The sequence below is a fragment of the Pseudomonas sp. Yb2C2 genome, assembly GCF_052112325.1.
Classification (GTDB): Bacteria; Pseudomonadota; Gammaproteobacteria; order Pseudomonadales; family Pseudomonadaceae; genus Aquipseudomonas; species Aquipseudomonas marginalis.
In genome coordinates, this window is record NZ_JAVAJK010000007.1 from 118,557 (window position 1) to 137,445 (window position 18,889).

Consider the following 18,889-nt stretch of genomic DNA (forward strand, 5'->3'; position numbering starts at 1 on the left):
TCAGTCACCGTCGTTGGCATTGAAGCCCAGTTGGATCCCCAGCGCCTTGGCCAGCTCGCCTTCGTGCAGGCGGTGGACGACGTTGAGGCTGTCGTAGATGTCGTTGAGCTGCTGGCGTCCGGCGTCATCGTTCAACAGTTCGTTGAGGGTGCGCTGGTTGCTGGCGAACAGTTTCAGCGCGGCGGCATAGGCCGCGTCGATCTTGTCGGCCAATGGCTTCTGATCCGCCGGCAGCAAACCACGCAGGCCCTTGTTGTCCACGCCCACCCACACGGTCTGGGCGGCGGCGAGGCTGGCTTCCAGGCTTTGCAGGGACGACTGGCTGCGCCATGCATCGGCCTGGAACGGCTGCGGGATACCCTTGGTCTGGCGGCCCATGGGCGTGCCGAGTTTTTTCTTCAGGGTGTCCAGTGCGGTCACTTGTACGCGCAGCAGATCGGCGATGGCTTCGTGGGAATCAGCGTAGCGCTGGTTCGGAAACTTGCTCATCTGCGCGAGCATGCCGTCGGTGCTGTTCCAGCTGGCCAGGATCTCTTCGGCCAGGGCTTTCTGGCGCTCACCAATGGCCACCAGCAGCGGACAGTAACGGGCTTTCTGCGCATCGTCGGCGATGTCGGTCCTGGCGTCGTAGAGGATGTATTCGTAGGCCGACAGGCCCTGCACCACCACGCTGGACTTGGCCAGTGCGGCACCGTCGATCTGCGGCTGGGCGGCGACCAGTTGCTCGACCTGGCGGCCCACCAGGTTCTTCTTGTCCGGCCAGAACTGCACCTGCCACGAGCGGTTGCCCTCGGCCAGCGGGCCGATCAGCAGCGGTTGCAACTCGGCCCAGGCTTTTTGCGCGTGGAGGAAGTCGGCGCGGGCGGTGTCCAGGCTTTCTTTGCCCTGGCAGTAGGCCAGGGCGCTGACGGCCAACTGGCGGTCGGCTTCGACCCAACGGCTGTAGGTCGGCAGGATCACTTGCTTGGCGATCGCCGCCGAGGTCACGGCTTGCGGGTCTTGTGGCGAGCAGGCACCCAGGGCGAGGGCGGCCAGGCTGGTGAACAACAACTTGGGACGGAACATGTCGAGCTCCCTTCTGTAATTGGGGCGAAGCTTATAAAGAATTCAGGAACGCCAGCAACGCAGCGCGCTGCTCGGCATTGAAGGACAACACATGCTGCTGCGCCGCTTGTGCTTCGCCGCCGTGCCACAACACGGCTTCGAGCAGGTTGCGGGCGCGGCCGTCATGCAGGAACTGGGTATGACCACTGACGGTCTGCGTCAGGCCGATGCCCCACAACGGCGGCGTGCGCCAGTCGCGGCCACCGGCCTTGAATTCCGTGCGGTTGTCGGCCAGGCCTGGGCCCATGTCGTGCAACAGCAGGTCGCTGTAGGGGCGAATCACCTGGTTGGCCAACTCGGGTTCGGCGGCATTCGCAGCGGTGGTGAACGTCGGTTTATGGCAACCCTGGCAACCGGCCTGGTAGAACAGGTTTTTCCCGGCCAGCACCTGCGGCGTGTTGACGTCGCGGCGCACGGGCACGGCCAGGTTACGGGTGTAGAACAGCACCAGGCGCAGGATGTTGTCGCTGACTTCCGGCTCGCCATCGGGGCCATTGCCGTTGGGTGCCTGTTTGCAGGCGACTTGGGCGTCGGTGCAGTCATCGAAGGGTCTCAGGGAGGTGGTGAGGCCCATATCACCAGAGAACGCGTGAACATTTTGTTGATTGAGATTGGGTTGCCCGGCTTTCCAGCCAAAACGCCCGAGTACGGTTTTTTGCTCGGCGTCATCCCAGACCCGATTCGCCCTGCCGACGAGGGCTTCCTTGTCGGCGGTCTTCGGGTCGGTATTGCGCAGGATGTCCGCGTCGCTGATGGCTTCGAGCAGGCCCAGGCCGATCATCGGCGGGGCGATGCGTGCGGAGAAGCGCGTGTCCGGATGCATCGGGCCATAGCCGAGCTGGGTGATTTGCAGGTCGGGCTTGCGCAGCTCGACGACGGTGCCGTCCTTAAAGGTGACGTTGACCGGCGTGTAGTCGACGCGCACCTTGCCTTCTGGTTCGACGCCGGGCACGGCCATGTCCTGCAATTGCCCGCCGTAGACGGGCTCGGGCACCACCCCGGCTTGCTCGATGAGCTTGGCGTAGGGCGCCTGGTCCTGGGTAGACAGGGGAATCGACAGGCGCACCAGCATCGACACCGCATTGGCCGCGTCGGGCAGCGGCGGGTGGCCACGGCCGTCCTTGATATGGCAGTTCTGGCAGGCGTTGGTATTGAACAGCGGGCCCAGGCCATCACGGGCGGTGGTGGTGGACGGCGCGATCACCCACGGGCTGCGAAAGAAGCTGTTGCCCACGCTGAAATCCAGGCGGCGCGTGGGCGACAGGTTGGCCGAGGGCAGGGAAAACGCATTCTGGTCGCGCTTGTTCACCGTCGTCGCGCCGCCCGCTCGCGATTCACCCGGCTCGGCCTTGGTGAAGCGTGGGGCGTCATCGCAGGCGGCCAGGCTCAAGGCCATCAACGCTGCGCACAGGCGAATAAGCGAACGAAACATCGAGTTTCCCGGACGAAGGCTGAAAATAAGGTCGCAAAGTCTAACAGGGCAGGGCGGATTGAATAAGAGCAATTATCGTTTGGTGGCATCCCGATTCATTCCCGCTAGAATGACCGCACATTTTTCTCTGGAGGTGGCCAATGCAGGCTCTCGACGCTTTGCTCAACCGTGTTTCCGTGCCGCGTTTGCTGGAACCGGCACCGACCCAGGAGCAGCGCGATGTGCTGTTCGCCGCGGCCATGCGTGCGCCCGACCACGGCCAACTGCGTCCTTGGCGTTTCCTCACCGTGGAAGGTGCCGCCCGTGAGCAGATGGGCACGCTGTTGGCCGAAGCCGCCCGTTTGCAGGACGCCGATGCTCCCCAGGCTGTCATCGAAAAGGCCCAGAACGGCCCGCTGCGTGCACCGCTGGTGGTGGTGGTGATTGCCCGCCTGCAGGAGCACTTCAAGGTGCCCAAGTCTGAACAACTGTTGGCAGCCGCCTGCGCGGCCCACGGCATTCTGCTGGCGGCCTATGCCCAGGGGATTGGTGCGGTGTGGCGCACGGGTGAGTTGTCCTATTCGGCCCACGTGGCCAAAGGCCTGGGGCTGACGGCGGATGAGGAGGTGATTGGCTTCCTTTATTTGGGTACACCGCAGAACCCGCCGCGTACGGCGCCGAAGGAAGATGTGGCGGCGTTTGTGAAGGCCTGGACGGGTCTCTAAGCAGTAGGCGATCAAAATGTGGGAGGGGGCTTGCCCCCTCCCACATTTGACCATTGGTGTGTCTTACACCTTGAATTGATCCATGAGTTTCATCTGCTGGCTGGCCAACGCATTGAGCTGGCTGCTGATGGCCGCCGATTCGGTGGCCTGGCCGGTGAGGGTTTCGGTCACGGTGCGGATCGCCGAGACGTTGCGGTTGACCTCTTCGGCCACGGCGCTTTGCTGCTCGGCGGCGCTGGCGATTTGCAGGTTCATGTCACTGATCACCGTCACTGCATCACTGATCTTGCCCAAGGCCTGCACGGCTTGATGGATCTGCCCGGCATTGCTCTGGGCTTGGCTTTGGCTGGAGTGCATGGTCGCCACCACCCCTCGGGTGCCGCTCTGGATGCGTTCGATCACCAGGCGGATTTCCTCCACGGAATCCTGGGTGCGCTTGGCCAGGTTGCGCACTTCGTCTGCCACCACCGCAAACCCCCGGCCGCTTTCCCCGGCGCGTGCGGCTTCGATCGCCGCGTTGAGCGCCAGCAGGTTGGTTTGCTCGGCAATGCTGCGGATCACTTCCAGGACTGAACCGATCTGTTCGCTGTTGACGGCCAGGGCTTCGACTTCGCCCACGGCCTTGCTGACTTCTTCGGCGAGGGTGGTGATGTCGCGGGTGCTCTGCTCGATGATCGACATGCCTTCACGCGCTGACTGGTCAGCGCCGCGCGCTGCGTTGGCAGCATTGGAGGCGCTGTTGGCGACGTCGTGGGCGGTGGCGCTCATCTCGTTGGACGCCGTGGCCACTTGGTCGATTTCGCGGAACTGCACCTGCATGCCTTCGCTGGTCTGGCGCGCGATGGCCGAGGACTGGTCAGCCGTGCCGCGTGCTTCGGTGATGCTTTGCTTGATCTGCGCGATGGTCGGTTGCAGCTTGTCGAGGAAGCGGTTGAACCAGTTCACCAGTTCGCCCAGCTCATCCTTCTTGGCGTAGGCCAGGCGCTGGGTGAGGTCGCCGTCGCCGCTGGCGATGTCCTTGAGCATGGCTGCCACGCTGTTGATCGGACGGGTGACGCCGGTGGCGGTGAGCCAGATCAGCAGCAAGCCGAGCAGGCCGGCGGCGGCACCGACCAGCAGGGCCTTGAGGGTGCCGCTGGCCTGGGCTGCGTCGAGCACGCCTTGAAGTTTCGTGCTGTCGGCAAGCATCACGTGTTTGGGCAGTTTGATCACTACGCCCCAGGCTTTGGCATCGGCAATGGGCTTGACCGGGTAAACCGCGCGGATGGTGTCGCCTTGTTCGCGGTTGACATAGCTGCCACTGGCGAGCAGTTGCACGATCTCCTTGCCTTCTACACCGAGGGTGTCGACCAGGTTTTTTCCAACCTTGGCGGGTTCGCCACTGTAGGCCGCAATCAGGCCGTTGCTGGAAATGATCTCAAGGTGTGCCGCACCGTCGAACAGCTCTTTTTGCGCGGCGTCCGTGCTGGCTTGCAGGGTGTTGAGGGCGATATCGACACCGACCACGCCAATGACTTTCCCGTCCACGATCATCGGCAAGGAGATGGTGGTCATCAGTACCGGTGTGCCGGTCACCGTGTCTTCATATGGGTCCAGCAGGCAGGTGCTTCGGGTGTCCCGGGGGCAGGTGTACCAAATGTTATAGGGCGTTCCGCTGAGGTTGAGGGTGGTCTTGGTCAGGTCTTCCTCGAGCATGATGGTGTTCAAGGGTTCACCACCGACGCGGTTCCAGTAGCTGGAGAAGCGGCCTTTTTCATTGGACGCGCGGGTCTTGTCATTGGCGAACTCGCTGTCCTTGCCGTCCAGGCCATTGGGCTCGAACGCCAGCCAGATTCCGAGCACTTTGCTGTTGCGTTCGAAGGTGGTTTTCAGGCTCTGGTTGAGTTCTTCACGCAAGGCGCCGGGGTCCAGCGAGCGCTTGGTGGCCAGGTTGCGCAGGTCTTTGACCTGATCGGCGATGGCGGTGATCACGGTAAGATTTTCACCAAAGGTTTTCCGCAGCAGCACGGCTTGCTCCGCTGCCTTGGCTTGCAGCAGGTTCTGCACGCTGCTGGTGAGCATTCGCGAGCTTGAATCGCTGATCAGATGGTCGTTCTGGTTGGTTTCGTAAAGGTTGATGCTGATGATCAACGCTATTACGCCCAGCAGACATAGCCCGGACAGCAGCACGATTTTCAAACGTATGGAGAGGGTGTCGAACATAGGTTCACTCGCGAATGGGCGTGTGGAAATGCATGCAATCCAGGGCCAAGTCCATTCAGCGCTATGTCTGAAACATCGGCGTAACAGATCAATTCATGAGAGATAGGCGATGGGCGGTAGGAAAGCGGCTACAGCCGGCGTCACACGGGCTGTGCGAGCCGTTCCGGGCGTGACCAGATCCACAGGTTGCCCAGGCTCATCCCGGCAATCGCCAGGTAGATCGGCCAGCCGTGGTCGAGCATCACCAGCATCAGGATGGCGCACAGCAGCATGCTCACGGTGGCACTGACTTTGGCCCGGCGCGCGATGATCCTGCCGTTGCGCCAGTTGAACAGGATCGGTCCGAACAGGCGGTGGTTTTCCAGCCAGGCACTGAGGCGCGGTGAGCTTTTGGTCGCGGCCCAGGCGGCCAGGAGGATGAACTCGGTGGTGGGCAAACCCGGCACCACAATCGCCACCAGCCCGATGCCCAGGCTGACGTAGGCCAGCAGGCCGAAGAGGAGCTGTGCGATTTTCGAGGTGGATTGGGGTTTGCGGGTCATGGTGTGTGCAAAGTAGGGGATAACAAAAGAGTCGGCATTGAAATGCGGTTTAAATGTGGGAGGGGGCTTGCTCCCGATAGCGGTGCATCAGCCAACAAATAGGTACCTGGCCCTCCGCCATCGGGGGCAAGCCCCCTCCCACAGTCGGTTGCATTTCAATGTGGGCGATCAGGCCAGTTCAGGGGCGCTAGCGTACGCCTGTTCCAGCAACACGGTGAAGCGTACAAACGCATCCACCGCGCCTTTTTCCGCTGCGGCTTCTTCCTCGGCGCTCAATTGCAACGCATCCAGGGTGCGAGTGAAGCTTTTCCAGCCTTCGGCGCGACCACCGGCCGGCTCACCCAGGTGGCGGGCACCGAAGGTTTCGCTCAGGCCCAGGCCTACGGCGCGCTTGATCAGGAACGCAGCGCCCAGCTTGGAACCTTCGGACACGAACAACCAGCCCAGTGCCTCGGCCTTGCTTGGGTTCTTCAGCGCGCCGGGGACCGGTGCTGGCACTTCTGTATCCAGGTCTGCCAGATCCAGCCTGGCGGCCTCGGCGCGGCAGCGTTCGGCCAGGTCAGGCACGATCTTGATCAGTTCGGCATCGTTGTACAGGGCCACCAGCTCCGACTGGAACAGGTACTGCGCGACCACGAAACGCGCGAAGTTGGCCTGGGTTTCAAACGGCGCGTGGGCCTTCACCAACGCGTCCAGCTTGGTGTGTGGCTCGTGGGTAATCTGGTTCAGGCGCTGGGAGCGCAGGCTTGGGCGTTCTGCGGTAGAAGAAGCGGTCATGAAAAAGTCCTTGAGAAGGGGGAGCGCCTTATGGCCCTTAAAGAGAGCTGTTATCAACTAGACGAACAAGAAGACGCGGCACAGTAAAAAATCCTCACCTCGCCGCTGAAATTTCGACGAGGTGAGTCGGGTGTCGTCAGATGTCCCAGATCAGGTTGATCGCAACGTTGCGGCCCGGCTGGGTCAGGCGGTCGAGGTTGGCCGGTCCGGTCACCGCGGCTTCGCCGACACTGTCGTAGCTGCGTACGTCATCCCAGTTCCAGTACTTCTTGTCGGTGAGGTTGTAGAGGCCGCCGTTGATGGTCACGTCCTGGGTGACTTTGTAGAAGGCGGTCAGGTCGACAACACCGAAGCCCGGAGTCTTGAAGGGCCCGCTGGTGTCGCCGTCCGGCGCGTGGAAGGTACTGCTGTCGACGCGATCCTGCTTTTTCACCAGGGTCCAGCTCAACAGACCACCGTAGTTGTCCTGGTCGTAGCCCAGGCCAAACACGCCCTTGAGCGGGTTGACGCTGTTCAGCGGCTCGCCGTTATCGTCGTTACGACCGTAGGCATAGGACACCGAACCCTGGGTGTAGAGGCCCTGCGGGGCGCCGAATGCATCCAGGTTCAGGCGCCCTTTGGCTTCGGCCCCTTTGATGGTGGCGCGCTTGATATTGATGGCCTGGAACTGTTCGACCGTGCCGCCGACGACGGCGTTGTCCTCATCGATAAAGTCGCGGTACTTGTTGTAAAACACGGCGATTTCAAAGGATCCCTCGTCAAATTTGCCGCGAATCCCGGTTTCGATGCCCTTGCTGGTTTCTGGCTTGAGGTCGGGGTTGGGCTCGACGGTGTAGCCCAGGTTGAGGTTTTCAAAGCGGCCGTACAACGCCTTGGCGGATGGCGTACGGAAACCTTCGGCATATTGGCCGAACCAGGTGTATTGATCCGTCAGGGCGTAAGTCAGGCCGAACTTGGGCGTCACACGGTGCCAGGTTTTTTCCTTGTCGCTCACCGGGTCCGCGCCTGTCGGGTTGACGGTGTTGAGGAACGCCTGGGTCAGCTTGGGTTTGAGCTGGGTGTAGTCGTAGCGCACGGCGGGCAGGAAGGTCCATTTGTCCCAGCTGATCTGGTCCTGTGCGAACAGCGAATACGTGTTGATGGTCGGGTCGGGGAAGTCGCTGGACTTTTTCACGCTGTCAGTGGCAATCGGGCTGGGCGCGCCGATGGCGGTGCAGCCACTGCCGACGGCCACACAGGTCGCGCCGCCCTCGCGCGAGCCGGTGACTTTCTGCTGCTTGAGGGTGGTGCCGTAGGTCACTTGGTGATCGGTTTCACCGAGGCTGAACGCTTTGTCCAACTGAGCATCGAAAATCCACTGTTTTTCCTGGTACAGCGTGTCGCGGGTACGCAGGACACGACGACCTGACTGATAGATCTCGGCAGTGGTCTGGTCGGTCTTGGCGATCTGGTAGTTGAGGCTGGTCTTGATCCGGTCGGCAATCGGCGACTCAAGGGCGAAGCTGTTTTCCAGGCCGAAACGTTCGCGGGTAATGGTGTCGTTACCACGGCGATCACGGTACAGGTTGAAGCCTCGGCCGCCGATGAACGGGCCGCCCACCGCGTTCTTCAGGTTGACGTCGCGATCATCCTTGTACTTCTCATAGGTCAGGCCCAGGCGGTTGTCATCGCCATAGTTCCAGCCGAGCTTGGCCAGGATGTTGGTGGTGCGCGCGTCCTCGGGGTTGGCGCCGGTACGGGCCAGGCCGGTGGCGTTGTTGCCGTCGTAGGATTCGGTCTCATGGCCATTGCGCTGGCTCAGGTGCAGCAAGCCATCGAAGTCCTGCACGCGGCCGGCGACGGTGCCGGAGGTCAGCCAGCTTTCGTCGGCGGAACTGTAGCCGGTCTTCAGGCGTGCGCCGACGTCCTGGCCGGGCTTGATGATGTCGTCCGGGTCGAGGGTGAAGTAACTCACGGCACCGCCGATGGCGCTGCTGCCGTAGAGGGCCGAGGCTGGGCCGCGCAGGATCTCGACGCGCTTGACGATCTCCGGGTCGACGTAGTTGCGGCGGGTCTTGGCGTAGGGGCCGTTGAAGAAGTTGTCGGGCACTTCCACACCGTCCACCTGGGTGAGGATGCGGTCGCCGTCGATCCCGCGGATGTTGAACCCGGCATTGCCGGCACGGGTGCCAGCGCCGCCGACCGAGACGCCCGGCTCGTAGCGCACCAGATCACGGATGGTGTTGACGTTCTGGCGGTCCAGTTCTTCGCGATCATGCACGCTGACGGTGCTGGGTACGCTGTTCACATCCTGCGCGTTACGGGTGGCGCTGATGGTCACCTGTTGCAGGTTGAGGGTGCTGCCCGCCGTGCGCTTTTCCAGGACGATGTTGTTGTTGCCCAGCTTGCGGTAGCTCAGGTTGGTCCCCACCAACAGCCGGTCCAGGGCTTTCTCCGGCGACAGGGCGCCGCGCACCCCAGGGGACGACACACCCTGGCCCAGCTCGGCGGGCAGGCCGACTTGCCAGCCGGTCACGCTGGTAAAGGCGTTCAGCGCCGAAACCAGTGGCTGTTGCTCGATGCTGAAGCTGTAGTTGCCGTGGTTGCGGGCGGCAGGTTCGGCGGCAGTGGCGGCCATCACTGGCGAACCGGCCAGCAGGATGGCGGCGGTCAGCAAGGACAGCACGGGGGAGGAGGACCGGCGGTTGAAACGAGAGGACATCGAGAGCGCTCCGGAAGGTACGAATCTTATAGTTGCGAACCGAACCAAATAGGAATCAGTTGCATTGGCTAAGACGAGACGTACCGCCGAAGGCTATCGAGTAAAAATAATTCTCATTTAGTTCAAAATCACCAGCGCGGGGTATTCCGACAATGTGGCTGAGGTGATGTGGGCCAGGGAGCGCACCACATCCAGGGGTTGGTCGAGGCGGTAGTTGCCGGTGACGGCAACGCTGGCGAGCTTGTCGTTGGTGTTGACGATCCAGCCGGGGTAGTAGCGACGCAGCTCGGCGAGCACTTCGCTCATCGGGCAGTTTTCGAAAATCAGCCGGCCTTGCACCCAGGCCAGGTCCTTGCTGGCATCCAGCCGGGCCGGTTGGCCAAAGCCCTTGGGCCCGATGCGGATGCTTTCGCCGGCACTCAGGCGCACGCGGGCATCGTCGAAGGTGTTGCTCAGGTCGACATCGCCGCGCTGCACCTGCACCTGGGCTTCGCCGTTGAGGTAGCGCACGGCGAAGGCGGTATCACGCACGCTGGCGCGCACGGGGCCGGCGTCGATTTCCAGGGGCAGGCCATGGCCGGGCATGATTTCGAAAAAGGCTTCGCCCTGGTACAGGCGGACGAGGCGCTGGTGGTCCTTGATGCTGCTGGAAAACGCCGAATTGGTGTTCAGCAACACTTTCGAGCCATCGTCCAATTGCAGGCGCTGGCGTTCGCCCACCACCGTGAGATGGTCGGCTTGCAGGCGTACCGGCAGGTTGCTGAAGCTGAACAGGCCGATCAACAGCACGGCGGCGGTGGCCAGCGGTTTCCAGTGCGGCTTGATCCGGCGCCAGCCCCTGGGTTTGCGCGGCGCGGCCAGGGCGACGGCGGCGCTGTGTACCGGCGCGCCACCCCAGGCGGCCTGGGCCTTGCCGAAGGCGTGGACGTGGGCGGGGTCTTGGGCCAGCCAGGCTTCGAACTCGGCCCGCTGCCCGGGCGCTGGGCACTGCAAGACGATCAGCCAGTCGAGGGCCTGGTCCATAGCCGTGTCTTGCAACACCTCATGAGCCAGCTCATGGGGGCGCAGTTTATTCGGGTCCGTCACGGTGTTCCTCGGGTCTTCGCCACGTTTTATTCATCTTTCCTACAGCTTGGGTCGACAATTTCGTAGGCTGAAGCTTAAGGCCGATCCAGTCTTTCGGCCACACCTACACAAATGGCCATGATCAATTTCAGTTCCTTTTGCACGGTGCTCAAGGACACGTCCAACTGATCGGCGATCTCCTGGTAGCTGCAACCGTGCAGGCGGCTGAGGATGAAAATCTGCTGCTGGCGCGCGCTCAACTGGCCGAGGCTGATGCTCAGGTGCTCAAGCAATTGCTCGGCCTGGGTGGCGTCTTCGGGGGTGCTGATGGGGGCGGCGACGCTTTGCAGGATGTCCAGTGGCACATCTTCCTGCAGGGTGCGCGCCTGAACCCTGCGCGAACGCAAATGATCCAGCGCCAGGTTGCGCGCGGTCTGGTAGACGAAGGGTTCGAGGTGATCGATCGGCCGCTCGCTGAGGGCCCGGGTGACGCGCAGGTAGGTTTCCTGCAACAGGTCCTCGGCGGTGCTGTGGTTATTCACCATCCGCTGCAAGGTGCGTAGCAGAATCACCCGTTGGGTGAGAAAGACTTGGTTGAAGCGAGATTGGCTCACAGTGATACCAGACCGATTTGCAGTTAATGATAATGCTTATCATCAACTCAAATGGCAAGTGGCTATTTCTGTGAGCCTACATGGGGCCAGTGTGGGAGGGGGCTTGCTCCCGATGCAGTGTGTCAGTCGATGCATTCATCACTGATACCCCGTCATCGGGAGCAAGCCCCCTCCCACAAAAGCCATTCCACAAAGGGTGTTATTCGGCGTTACACAAAGCCAGGCAGTTATCCAGCATGCGGTTCGAGAAGCCCCACTCGTTGTCATACCAGGCCAGCACTTTCAGCAACTTGCCGCTGACCTTGGTGTGGTTGGCATCGAAGATCGACGACAGCGGGTTATGGTTGAAGTCACTGGAGACCAGCGGCAGGGTGTTATAGCCGAGGATCTTCGAGTGTTGGCTGGCTTCCTTGAGCAGTGCGTTGACTTCGTCGGCAGTGGCGTCTTTCTTCAACTGCACGGTGAGGTCCACCAGCGACACGTTGATCACCGGTACACGCACGGCCATGCCGGTCAGCTTGCCTGCCAGCTCCGGCAGCACCAGGCCCACCGCTTCGGCGGCGCCGGTCTTGCTTGGGATCATGTTCTGGGTGGCCGAGCGCGCGCGGTACGGGTCGGTGTGGTAGACGTCGGTCAGGTTCTGGTCGTTGGTATAGGCATGAATCGTGGTCATCAAGCCGCTTTCGATACCCAATTCGCGGTGCAGCACCTGGGCGACCGGCGCCAGGCAGTTGGTGGTGCATGACGCGTTGGAGATGATCTGGTGGGATTGACGCAGGATGTCGTGGTTCACGCCGTAGACCACGGTCGCGTCCGCGCCTTTGGCCGGGGCGGAGATGATCACCTTGCGTGCACCAGCGGTAATATGGGCGGCAGCCTTGTCACGGTCGGTGAACAGACCGGTGCATTCGAACACCACGTCGACCTTGTGCGCCGCCCACGGCAGGTCGGCCGGGTTGCGAATGGCACTGACGGCAATCCGGTCACCATTGACGGTCAGGCTTTCCTGATCGTGGGCGACCTCTGCATCGAAAGTGCCGTGCACGGTGTCGTATTTGAGCAGGTGGGCATTGATCGAGCTGTCGCCCAAATCATTGATGGCGACGATCTGCAAATCCTGGCGATAGCCTTGGGTATACAGTGCGCGCAGGACATTACGGCCGATACGGCCAAAACCATTGATTGCGATACGAAGAGTCATTGGAAAGTGCCTGTCGTCGATTTGTTGTAAGAATTACAAGATTATTCGCATAAAAATAGAAAACAAGCCTTTTTAGTGGCAATATTTTGTTCAATCTACAACGAGTGACCTGAATCAACTGGTCCGATGATCCAAACGACTCTCTGCCATCCCATGAGCTGCGGGCGTTTGATCAGCATAGACACTCAGGTCGCCACATCCGTTAGCCTGGAGTTCTACACATGCATCCCCGCGTCCTTGAGGTCACCGAACGGCTTATCGCCCGCAGCCGCGCCACTCGTGAGGCTTACCTTGCGCTCATTCGCGGCGCAGCCAGCGACGGTCCGATGCGCGGCAAGCTGCAATGCGCCAACTTCGCCCATGGCGTGGCCGGTTGCGGCACCGAAGATAAAAACAGCCTGCGCATGATGAACGCCGCCAACGTGGCAATTGTTTCGTCATATAACGACATGCTCTCGGCGCACCAGCCGTACGAACATTTCCCGGAACAAATAAAGAAAGCCCTACGCGAAGTCGGCTCGGTCGGCCAGTTCGCCGGCGGCACCCCGGCCATGTGCGACGGCGTGACCCAGGGCGAGCCCGGCATGGAACTGAGCCTGCTCAGCCGTGAAGTCATCGCCATGTCCACGGCGGTAGCGCTGTCCCACAACATGTTCGACGCGGCGCTGATGCTGGGCATCTGCGACAAGATCGTGCCCGGCCTGATGATGGGCGCGCTGCGCTACGGCCATCTGCCGATGATTTTCGTACCGGGCGGGCCGATGCCGTCGGGCATCTCCAACAAGCAGAAGGCCGATGTGCGCCAGCGCTACGCCGAAGGCAAGGCCACTCGCGAAGAGCTGCTGGAATCGGAGATGAAGTCCTACCACAGCCCCGGCACCTGCACCTTCTACGGCACCGCCAACACCAATCAACTGCTGATGGAAGTGATGGGCCTGCATTTGCCGGGTGCCTCGTTCGTCAACCCGTACACGCCGCTGCGTGACGCCCTGACCCGCGAAGCCGCGCACCAGGTCACGCGCTTGACCAAGGCCAACGGCAACTTCACGCCGATCGGCGAGATCGTCGATGAGAAATCCATCGTCAACGCCATCGTTGCGCTCAACGCGACGGGCGGTTCCACCAACCACACCCTGCACATGCCGGCCATCGCCATGTCGGCGGGCATCATCCTCACCTGGGACGACATGGCCGACCTCTCCGAGGTGGTGCCGACCCTGTCCCACGTGTATCCAAACGGCAAGGCCGACATCAACCACTTCCAGGCAGCGGGCGGCATGTCGTTCCTGATCCGCGAGCTGCTTGAAGCCGGCCTGCTTCACGACGACGTCAACACCGTGGCCGGCAAGGGCCTGAGCCGTTATGTCCAGGAACCATTCCTGGTCGACGGCGAGCTGGTATGGCGCGATGGCCCGATCGAAAGCCTCGACGAAACCATCCTGCGCCCGGTGGCGCGCGCGTTCTCGCCGGAAGGCGGCCTGCGTGTGATGGAAGGCAATCTCGGCCGCGGAGTCATGAAAGTCTCTGCCGTAGCGCCTGAGCATCAGATCGTCGAAGCGCCGGCGGTGGTGTTCCAGGACCAGCAGGACCTGGCTGATGCGTTCAAGGCCGGCCAGCTGGAAAAGGATTTTGTCGCCGTGATGCGCTTCCAGGGCCCGCGCTCCAACGGCATGCCGGAACTGCACAAGATGACGCCGTTCCTCGGCGTGCTGCAGGACCGTGGTTTCAAGGTCGCACTGGTGACAGACGGGCGTATGTCCGGCGCGTCGGGTAAGATCCCCGCCGCGATTCACGTCAACCCCGAAGCCCAGAGCGGCGGGCCACTGGCACGGGTCAAAGATGGCGATATCATTCGCGTGGATGGCGTGAAGGGCACCTTGGAGCTTAAGGTGGACGCCGAAGAATTTGCAGCGCGCACGCCTGCCACGGGCCTGTTGGGCAATAACGTGGGGGCCGGTCGCGAGCTGTTTGCATTTATGCGCTTGGCCGCAAGCTCCGCAGAGCAGGGCGCCAGCGCCTTTACCTGTGCCTTGGAGACGCTTAAGTGAAGCTAGCGCTGGTCGGTGACATCGGGGGTACCAACGCCCGTTTTGCGTTGTGGCGAGATCAGGCACTGCATTCGATCCGGGTGCATGCCACGGCTGATCACCAAAGCCCTGAGGACGCGATCAAGGTCTACCTCAAGGAAGAAGGCCTGCAAATCGGCGACATCGGTGCGGTGTGCCTGTCGGTCGCCGGGCCGGTGAGCGGGGATGAATTTAAATTCACCAACAATCACTGGCGCTTGAGCAAGACTGCGTTTTGCCAGGCCTTGCAGGTGGATGAGCTGCTGCTGGTCAATGACTTCTCGGCCATGGCCCTGGGCATGACGCGTCTTAAACCCGACGAATTCCGCGTGGTCTGCCCTGGCACGCCGGAACCGTTGCGCCCGGCGGTGGTGATCGGTCCGGGCACCGGCCTGGGTGTCGGTACCCTGCTGGACCTCGGTGCAGGTCGTTACGCGGCGTTACCGGGGGAGGGCGGCCACGTCGACCTGCCCCTGAGCAGCCCGCGGGAAACCCAGCTGTGGCAGCATATCTACACCGAGATCGGCCACGTCAGCGCCGAAACCGCCTTGAGCGGTGGCGGCCTGCCGCGGCTGTACCGGGCGATTTGTGCGGTCGATGGCCACACACCGGTGCTCGACACCCCTGAAGCCATCACGGCGGCGGGCCTGGCGGGCGATCCGGTGGCCATGGAAGTGTTGGATCAATTCAGCATCTGGCTGGGCCGGGTAGCCGGCAACAATGTGCTGACCACTGGTGGGCGCGGTGGTGTGTATATCGTGGGTGGGGTGATTCCGCGGTTTGCCGACTTCTTCATCGACAGCGGTTTTGCCAGGAGCTTCAGTGACAAAGGCTGCATGAGCGACTACTTCAAGGGCATCCCGGTGTGGCTGGTGACTGCGCCGTATTCCGGGTTGACCGGGGCTGGCGTCGCATTGGAACAGGCGTTTGCCTGACCCGCACCACCTATAACAACAAGGAGGACCCCGTGAGCGTAATCAGTAAATCGATTCTCCTCGTCGACGACGACCAGGAAATCCGCGAATTGCTGCAGACCTACCTCAGTCGCGCCGGTTTCCAGGTGCGTGGCGTGCCGGATGGCGCGGGGTTCCGCCAGGCGATGAACGAGGCGCCATGCGACTTGGTCATCCTCGATGTGATGCTGCCGGACGAAGACGGTTTCAGCCTCTGCCGCTGGATTCGCCAGCACCCGCGCCAGGCGCAGGTGCCGATCATCATGCTCACCGCCAGTTCCGACGAAGCCGACCGCGTGATCGGCCTGGAACTGGGGGCCGACGACTATATCGGCAAGCCGTTCAGCCCCCGCGAGTTGCAGGCGCGGATCAAGGCCTTGCTGCGCCGCTGCCAGTTCGGCCAGGAGCGCAGCGGCAATGGCGATGTGCTGGTGTTCGACGAATGGCGCCTGGACATGATCAGTCATCGGCTGTTCCACGTGGATGGCGAAGAGGTGATCCTCTCCGGTGCCGACTTTGCCCTGCTCAAGCTGTTTCTCGATCACCCGCAGCAGATTCTCGACCGCGACACCATCGGCAACGCCACCCGTGGCCGCGACCTGATGCCGCTGGACCGGATCGTCGACATGGCTGTCAGCCGCCTGCGTCAACGCCTGCGCGACACCGAAAAACCCCCGAGGCTGATCCGCACCGTGCGCGGCAGCGGTTATCAACTGGCAGCCAGCGTGGTTGCCGGCAATGCCCACTGAGCCGCTGAGCGAACGCCGCCGGCGCTTCCCGGTACCGCGCTCCCTGCTGGGGCGCATGTTGCTGCTGACCTTGCTCGCGGTGCTGTTCGCCCAGGCGCTGTCCAGCGTGATCTGGGTCTCGCAGTTGCGCGCCACCCAGCTCGAAGGCCTGGTCACCAGCGCCCGTAGCCTCGCGCACTCGATGACCGCCAGCGTGAGTTATTTCCGTTCGTTGCCGGTGGCCTATCGGCCGTTGGTCCTTGACCAGTTGCGCAGCATGGGTGGTACCCGTTTTGTCGTGACCCTCAATGATCGGCCACTCGACATGCAAGTGTTGCCGCAAACCCCGCGCAAGCAGGCGGTGCTGGTGGCCGTGGATGAAGTCCTGCGCCAGACCCTGGGCGCCGACGTGCCTATCTCGGTGGAGTTCGTCAGCGCCGAAGACCTGCGCATCTTCAACGCCGGGTTGAAACTGGATGAGTTGCCGCGCTCCTGGGCCCATTACGCGCTGACCCTGGAACCCGTCAACCCGCCGGTATTGGTCACCCAGATCGAACTCGCCCCCGGCGAATGGCTGTACATCGCTTCGCTGTTGCCCGAGCCCTACACCAGCCTGGAAGAACAGGGCCTGCCGTCCCAGCAGGTGTGGTTTATCGTGCTGACCAGCGGCTTTTTGCTGCTGTTCATCGGCCTGCTGGTGCACTGGCAAAGCCGGCCGCTCAAGCGCCTGGCGCGGGCGGCGCGTGACATGTCCCTGGGCGCCGATGTGGAACCGGTAGCCGAAGGCGGCGGCAGTGAAGTGGTGGAAGTGGGCCGCGCGTTCAATGCGATGCGCGAACGCATCAGCCGTTACCTCACGGAGCGCAGCCAATTGTTCAGCGCGATTTCCCACGACCTGCGCACACCGATTACCCGCCTGCGCCTGCGCGTGGAATTGCTCGAAGACGAGAACCTGCAAACCAAGTTCGGCCGTGACCTGGATGAGTTGGAGTTGCTGGTCAAGGGCGCGCTGCAATGTGTAAAAGACACCGATATCCACGAGAACATCCAGCCGGTCGACCTCAACCATGTGCTCGAATGCCTGGTGGAGCCTTATGTGGCGCCCAACGGCAACGGCCGGGTCACCCTGGACGGCGCAGCAGTGGCGGCGTACCCGGGCAAGCCGCTGGCGCTCAAGCGCTGCATCGGCAACCTGATCGACAATGCCTTGAAGTACGGGCAGAACGCCCATTTGCGTATTGAGGACGATGGCGCGGAGTTCATCCTGCACGTCGACGACGAAGGCCCTGGCGTGCCGGAACAGCGTTTGGAACAGGTCTTCGAACCGCATTTTCGCCTGGCCGGCCAGCAGCAGGGTTACGGTTTGGGCTTGGGTATTGCGCGCAATATTGCCCATAGCCATGGCGGTGAAGTGAGTTTGCAGAATTTGCGTGAGGGGGGCTTGCGGGTCACCCTGCAACTGCCCCGGACCCTGGACTGACTTCTCCGTAGCTGCCGAGCGCAAGCGAGGCTGCGTCGGGCGCGCTGCCGATTCAGGACCGAGTCGCGGCCGACGCAGCCTCGCCGGGGCTCGACAGCTGCTACGGGGCTTTGCGCGGTGCGGGATAAGACGGTATCGACGGAAAGGGGGTCAGACGCTTTGGCGCAGTCGTGCCAAATCCCTCAGCGGCGGTGCCCCAAACAACCGGCTGTACTCCCGGCTGAACTGCGACGGGCTTTCATACCCCACCCGATACCCCGCCGCCGACGCTTCCAGCCCTTCGGCAATCATCAGTCGACGTGCTTCCTGCAAACGCAGCTGCTTCTGGTACTGCAGCGGGCTCATGGCCGTAATCGCCTTGAAACGGTGATGCAGGGTCGAGACGCTGAGGTTCACTTCCTTGGCCAGGTCATCGATGCGCAGCGGTTGTTCGTAGTTGCCATTGAGCCACTTGATCGCCTGGCTGACGCGATGGCTCTGGCTGTTGGCCACGGCAATTTCATACAGGCGATAACCCTGGGGACCTCGCAGCAGGCGGTAGAGGATTTCACGGTTGATCAGCGGCGCCAGCATGGCAATGTCTTTGGGCGTATCCAGCAGGCGCGCCAGGCGCAGCACGGCGTCGAGCAACTGGGGGTCGATGCGGTCCACATACATCCCGCGCGATGTCGGGCGCGTGGGCACGCCCATGGGGCCGGCCTCGGCGATCAAGGCGGTGAGCTGCGCCGGGTCGATATTGATGCGCACTGACAGGTTCGGATCTTCCGGCGTGGCATCGATGATTCGCCCGGCCACCGGCATCGCCACCGAGAACACCAGGTAATTGAGCGGGTCGTAGGCAAAGATTTCGTCGGCCAGGCGCACTTCCTTGCTGCCGTTGGCGAGGATGCACAACGCCGGCTCCACCAGTACCGGCATGAAGTCACGCGGCGTGTTGTGGCGGTTCAGGAACAGTGACGTAATCGCCGTGCCATAGGAGCCGTCTTCCCAGGTATGACGATGCACGATGCTCGCCAGCTCGGCGCGCTGTTTTTCCGTCTCGGCGTCGAGGGGCATGGACTGATGTTCGGGCGACGGCATAAGGCGTCCTCTGCATGCTTTTTTGATGGGCTCAGCTTAGCGGCGGCTTTTCAAACAGTGTTAGGTCGATTCTGCACAATCCTTGCCTGATCCTGCGACGTGTCGTGAATCAGGCAAGTTCTCGGGCTGTCATGTCCCTGAAACAAGGCGTTTGCCTGTGGAATCGAACCGGCGGTCCCTACGTCCTCTCTACGCTTCTCGCAGGATTGTGCAATAAGCCAGCAGGAATTGACTAACCGC

At 62.2% G+C, this 18,889-nt stretch carries 15 protein-coding genes; 5 read left to right on the forward strand and 10 right to left on the reverse strand.

Going from position 1 to position 18,889, the window contains the following annotated elements; genetic code table 11:
• Entirely contained in the window at positions 1 to 1,065 is a 1,065-nt protein-coding gene (locus tag Q8X51_RS11935; RefSeq protein WP_065947898.1) for an imelysin family protein, read from the reverse strand.
• Positions 1,066 to 1,096: 31 nt separating this feature from the next.
• On the reverse strand, positions 1,097 to 2,536 hold the full coding sequence (locus tag Q8X51_RS11940; protein WP_407693886.1) for a di-heme oxidoreductase family protein: 1,440 nt from the start codon (positions 2,534 to 2,536) through the stop codon (positions 1,097 to 1,099).
• Positions 2,537 to 2,676: 140 nt separating this feature from the next.
• On the opposite strand from Q8X51_RS11940, the gene Q8X51_RS11945 reads away from it, so the two are divergent.
• Positions 2,677 to 3,240, forward strand: a complete 564-nt coding sequence (locus Q8X51_RS11945; RefSeq protein ID WP_065925023.1) for an NAD(P)H nitroreductase — start codon at positions 2,677 to 2,679, stop codon at positions 3,238 to 3,240.
• Positions 3,241 to 3,303: 63 nt separating this feature from the next.
• Here the strand turns inward: Q8X51_RS11945 and Q8X51_RS11950 are convergent, their stop codons facing one another.
• The 7 genes from Q8X51_RS11950 to gap all read right to left on the reverse strand — a co-directional run bounded on the left by Q8X51_RS11950 (position 3,304) and on the right by gap (position 12,342).
• Positions 3,304 to 5,442 carry a methyl-accepting chemotaxis protein gene (locus tag Q8X51_RS11950; protein WP_442115840.1) on the reverse strand — a complete coding sequence of 713 codons (2,139 nt, stop codon included), beginning with the start codon at positions 5,440 to 5,442 and terminating at the stop codon, positions 3,304 to 3,306.
• 140 nt (positions 5,443 to 5,582) lie between these two features.
• On the reverse strand, positions 5,583 to 5,984 hold the full coding sequence (locus tag Q8X51_RS11955) for a YbaN family protein (RefSeq protein ID WP_407693887.1): 402 nt from the start codon (positions 5,982 to 5,984) through the stop codon (positions 5,583 to 5,585).
• Between the two features lie 168 nt (positions 5,985 to 6,152).
• A complete protein-coding gene (locus tag Q8X51_RS11960; protein ID WP_137212824.1) occupies positions 6,153 to 6,761 on the reverse strand; it encodes a biliverdin-producing heme oxygenase in 609 nt (202 codons plus the stop codon).
• A 136-nt stretch (positions 6,762 to 6,897) separates the two neighbouring features.
• The gene (locus Q8X51_RS11965) at positions 6,898 to 9,462 is read right to left on the reverse strand and encodes a TonB-dependent receptor (protein ID WP_074847554.1); all 2,565 of its coding nucleotides are present in this window, start codon (positions 9,460 to 9,462) and stop codon (positions 6,898 to 6,900) included.
• A gap of 117 nt (positions 9,463 to 9,579) precedes the next feature.
• Positions 9,580 to 10,548 carry a FecR family protein gene (locus tag Q8X51_RS11970; protein ID WP_407693888.1) on the reverse strand — a complete coding sequence of 323 codons (969 nt, stop codon included), beginning with the start codon at positions 10,546 to 10,548 and terminating at the stop codon, positions 9,580 to 9,582.
• Between the two features lie 74 nt (positions 10,549 to 10,622).
• The gene (locus Q8X51_RS11975; RefSeq protein WP_065925863.1) at positions 10,623 to 11,141 is read right to left on the reverse strand and encodes an RNA polymerase sigma factor; all 519 of its coding nucleotides are present in this window, start codon (positions 11,139 to 11,141) and stop codon (positions 10,623 to 10,625) included.
• A gap of 199 nt (positions 11,142 to 11,340) precedes the next feature.
• Positions 11,341 to 12,342, reverse strand: coding sequence for a type I glyceraldehyde-3-phosphate dehydrogenase (gap, locus tag Q8X51_RS11980; protein ID WP_065925864.1), 1,002 nt, complete (start codon positions 12,340 to 12,342; stop codon positions 11,341 to 11,343).
• Between the two features lie 221 nt (positions 12,343 to 12,563).
• Here gap and edd point away from each other — a divergent pair, with 221 nt between their 5' ends.
• From edd to Q8X51_RS12000, 4 genes are read left to right on the forward strand one after another with little or no spacing between them, the layout of a single operon-like run.
• The gene (gene edd, locus Q8X51_RS11985; protein ID WP_027605498.1) at positions 12,564 to 14,390 is read left to right on the forward strand and encodes a phosphogluconate dehydratase; all 1,827 of its coding nucleotides are present in this window, start codon (positions 12,564 to 12,566) and stop codon (positions 14,388 to 14,390) included.
• Entirely contained in the window at positions 14,387 to 15,343 is a 957-nt protein-coding gene (locus Q8X51_RS11990; RefSeq protein WP_407693889.1) for a glucokinase, read from the forward strand. The genes edd and Q8X51_RS11990 overlap by 4 nt, the downstream gene beginning before the upstream one ends.
• Positions 15,344 to 15,375: 32 nt before the next feature.
• Entirely contained in the window at positions 15,376 to 16,110 is a 735-nt protein-coding gene (locus Q8X51_RS11995; RefSeq protein ID WP_024077192.1) for a response regulator, read from the forward strand.
• Positions 16,100 to 17,569 carry an ATP-binding protein gene (locus tag Q8X51_RS12000; protein ID WP_027605500.1) on the forward strand — a complete coding sequence of 490 codons (1,470 nt, stop codon included), beginning with the start codon at positions 16,100 to 16,102 and terminating at the stop codon, positions 17,567 to 17,569. The genes Q8X51_RS11995 and Q8X51_RS12000 overlap by 11 nt, the downstream gene beginning before the upstream one ends.
• Before the next feature lie 150 nt (positions 17,570 to 17,719).
• Here the strand turns inward: Q8X51_RS12000 and Q8X51_RS12005 are convergent, their stop codons facing one another.
• Entirely contained in the window at positions 17,720 to 18,649 is a 930-nt protein-coding gene (locus tag Q8X51_RS12005) for an AraC family transcriptional regulator (protein WP_027605501.1), read from the reverse strand.
• Between the last annotated feature and the right edge of the window lie 240 nt (positions 18,650 to 18,889).

Bases quoted from the DNA above. Each gene is read 5' to 3' on its own strand.
- gap (WP_065925864.1), bottom strand. From the start codon at position 12,342: ATGACTCTTCGTATCGCAATCAATGGTTTTGGCCGTATCGGCCGTAAT.
- Q8X51_RS11955 (WP_407693887.1), bottom strand. From the start codon at position 5,984: ATGACCCGCAAACCCCAATCCACCTCGAAAATCGCACAGCTCCTCTTC.
- Q8X51_RS11960 (WP_137212824.1), bottom strand. From the start codon at position 6,761: ATGACCGCTTCTTCTACCGCAGAACGCCCAAGCCTGCGCTCCCAGCGC.
- Q8X51_RS11940 (WP_407693886.1), bottom strand. From the start codon at position 2,536: ATGTTTCGTTCGCTTATTCGCCTGTGCGCAGCGTTGATGGCCTTGAGC.
- edd (WP_027605498.1), top strand. From the start codon at position 12,564: ATGCATCCCCGCGTCCTTGAGGTCACCGAACGGCTTATCGCCCGCAGC.
- Q8X51_RS11945 (WP_065925023.1), top strand. From the start codon at position 2,677: ATGCAGGCTCTCGACGCTTTGCTCAACCGTGTTTCCGTGCCGCGTTTG.
- Q8X51_RS12000 (WP_027605500.1), top strand. From the start codon at position 16,100: ATGCCCACTGAGCCGCTGAGCGAACGCCGCCGGCGCTTCCCGGTACCG.
- Q8X51_RS11935 (WP_065947898.1), bottom strand. From the start codon at position 1,065: ATGTTCCGTCCCAAGTTGTTGTTCACCAGCCTGGCCGCCCTCGCCCTG.
- Q8X51_RS12005 (WP_027605501.1), bottom strand. From the start codon at position 18,649: ATGCCGTCGCCCGAACATCAGTCCATGCCCCTCGACGCCGAGACGGAA.
- Q8X51_RS11965 (WP_074847554.1), bottom strand. From the start codon at position 9,462: ATGTCCTCTCGTTTCAACCGCCGGTCCTCCTCCCCCGTGCTGTCCTTG.
- Q8X51_RS11950 (WP_442115840.1), bottom strand. From the start codon at position 5,442: ATGTTCGACACCCTCTCCATACGTTTGAAAATCGTGCTGCTGTCCGGG.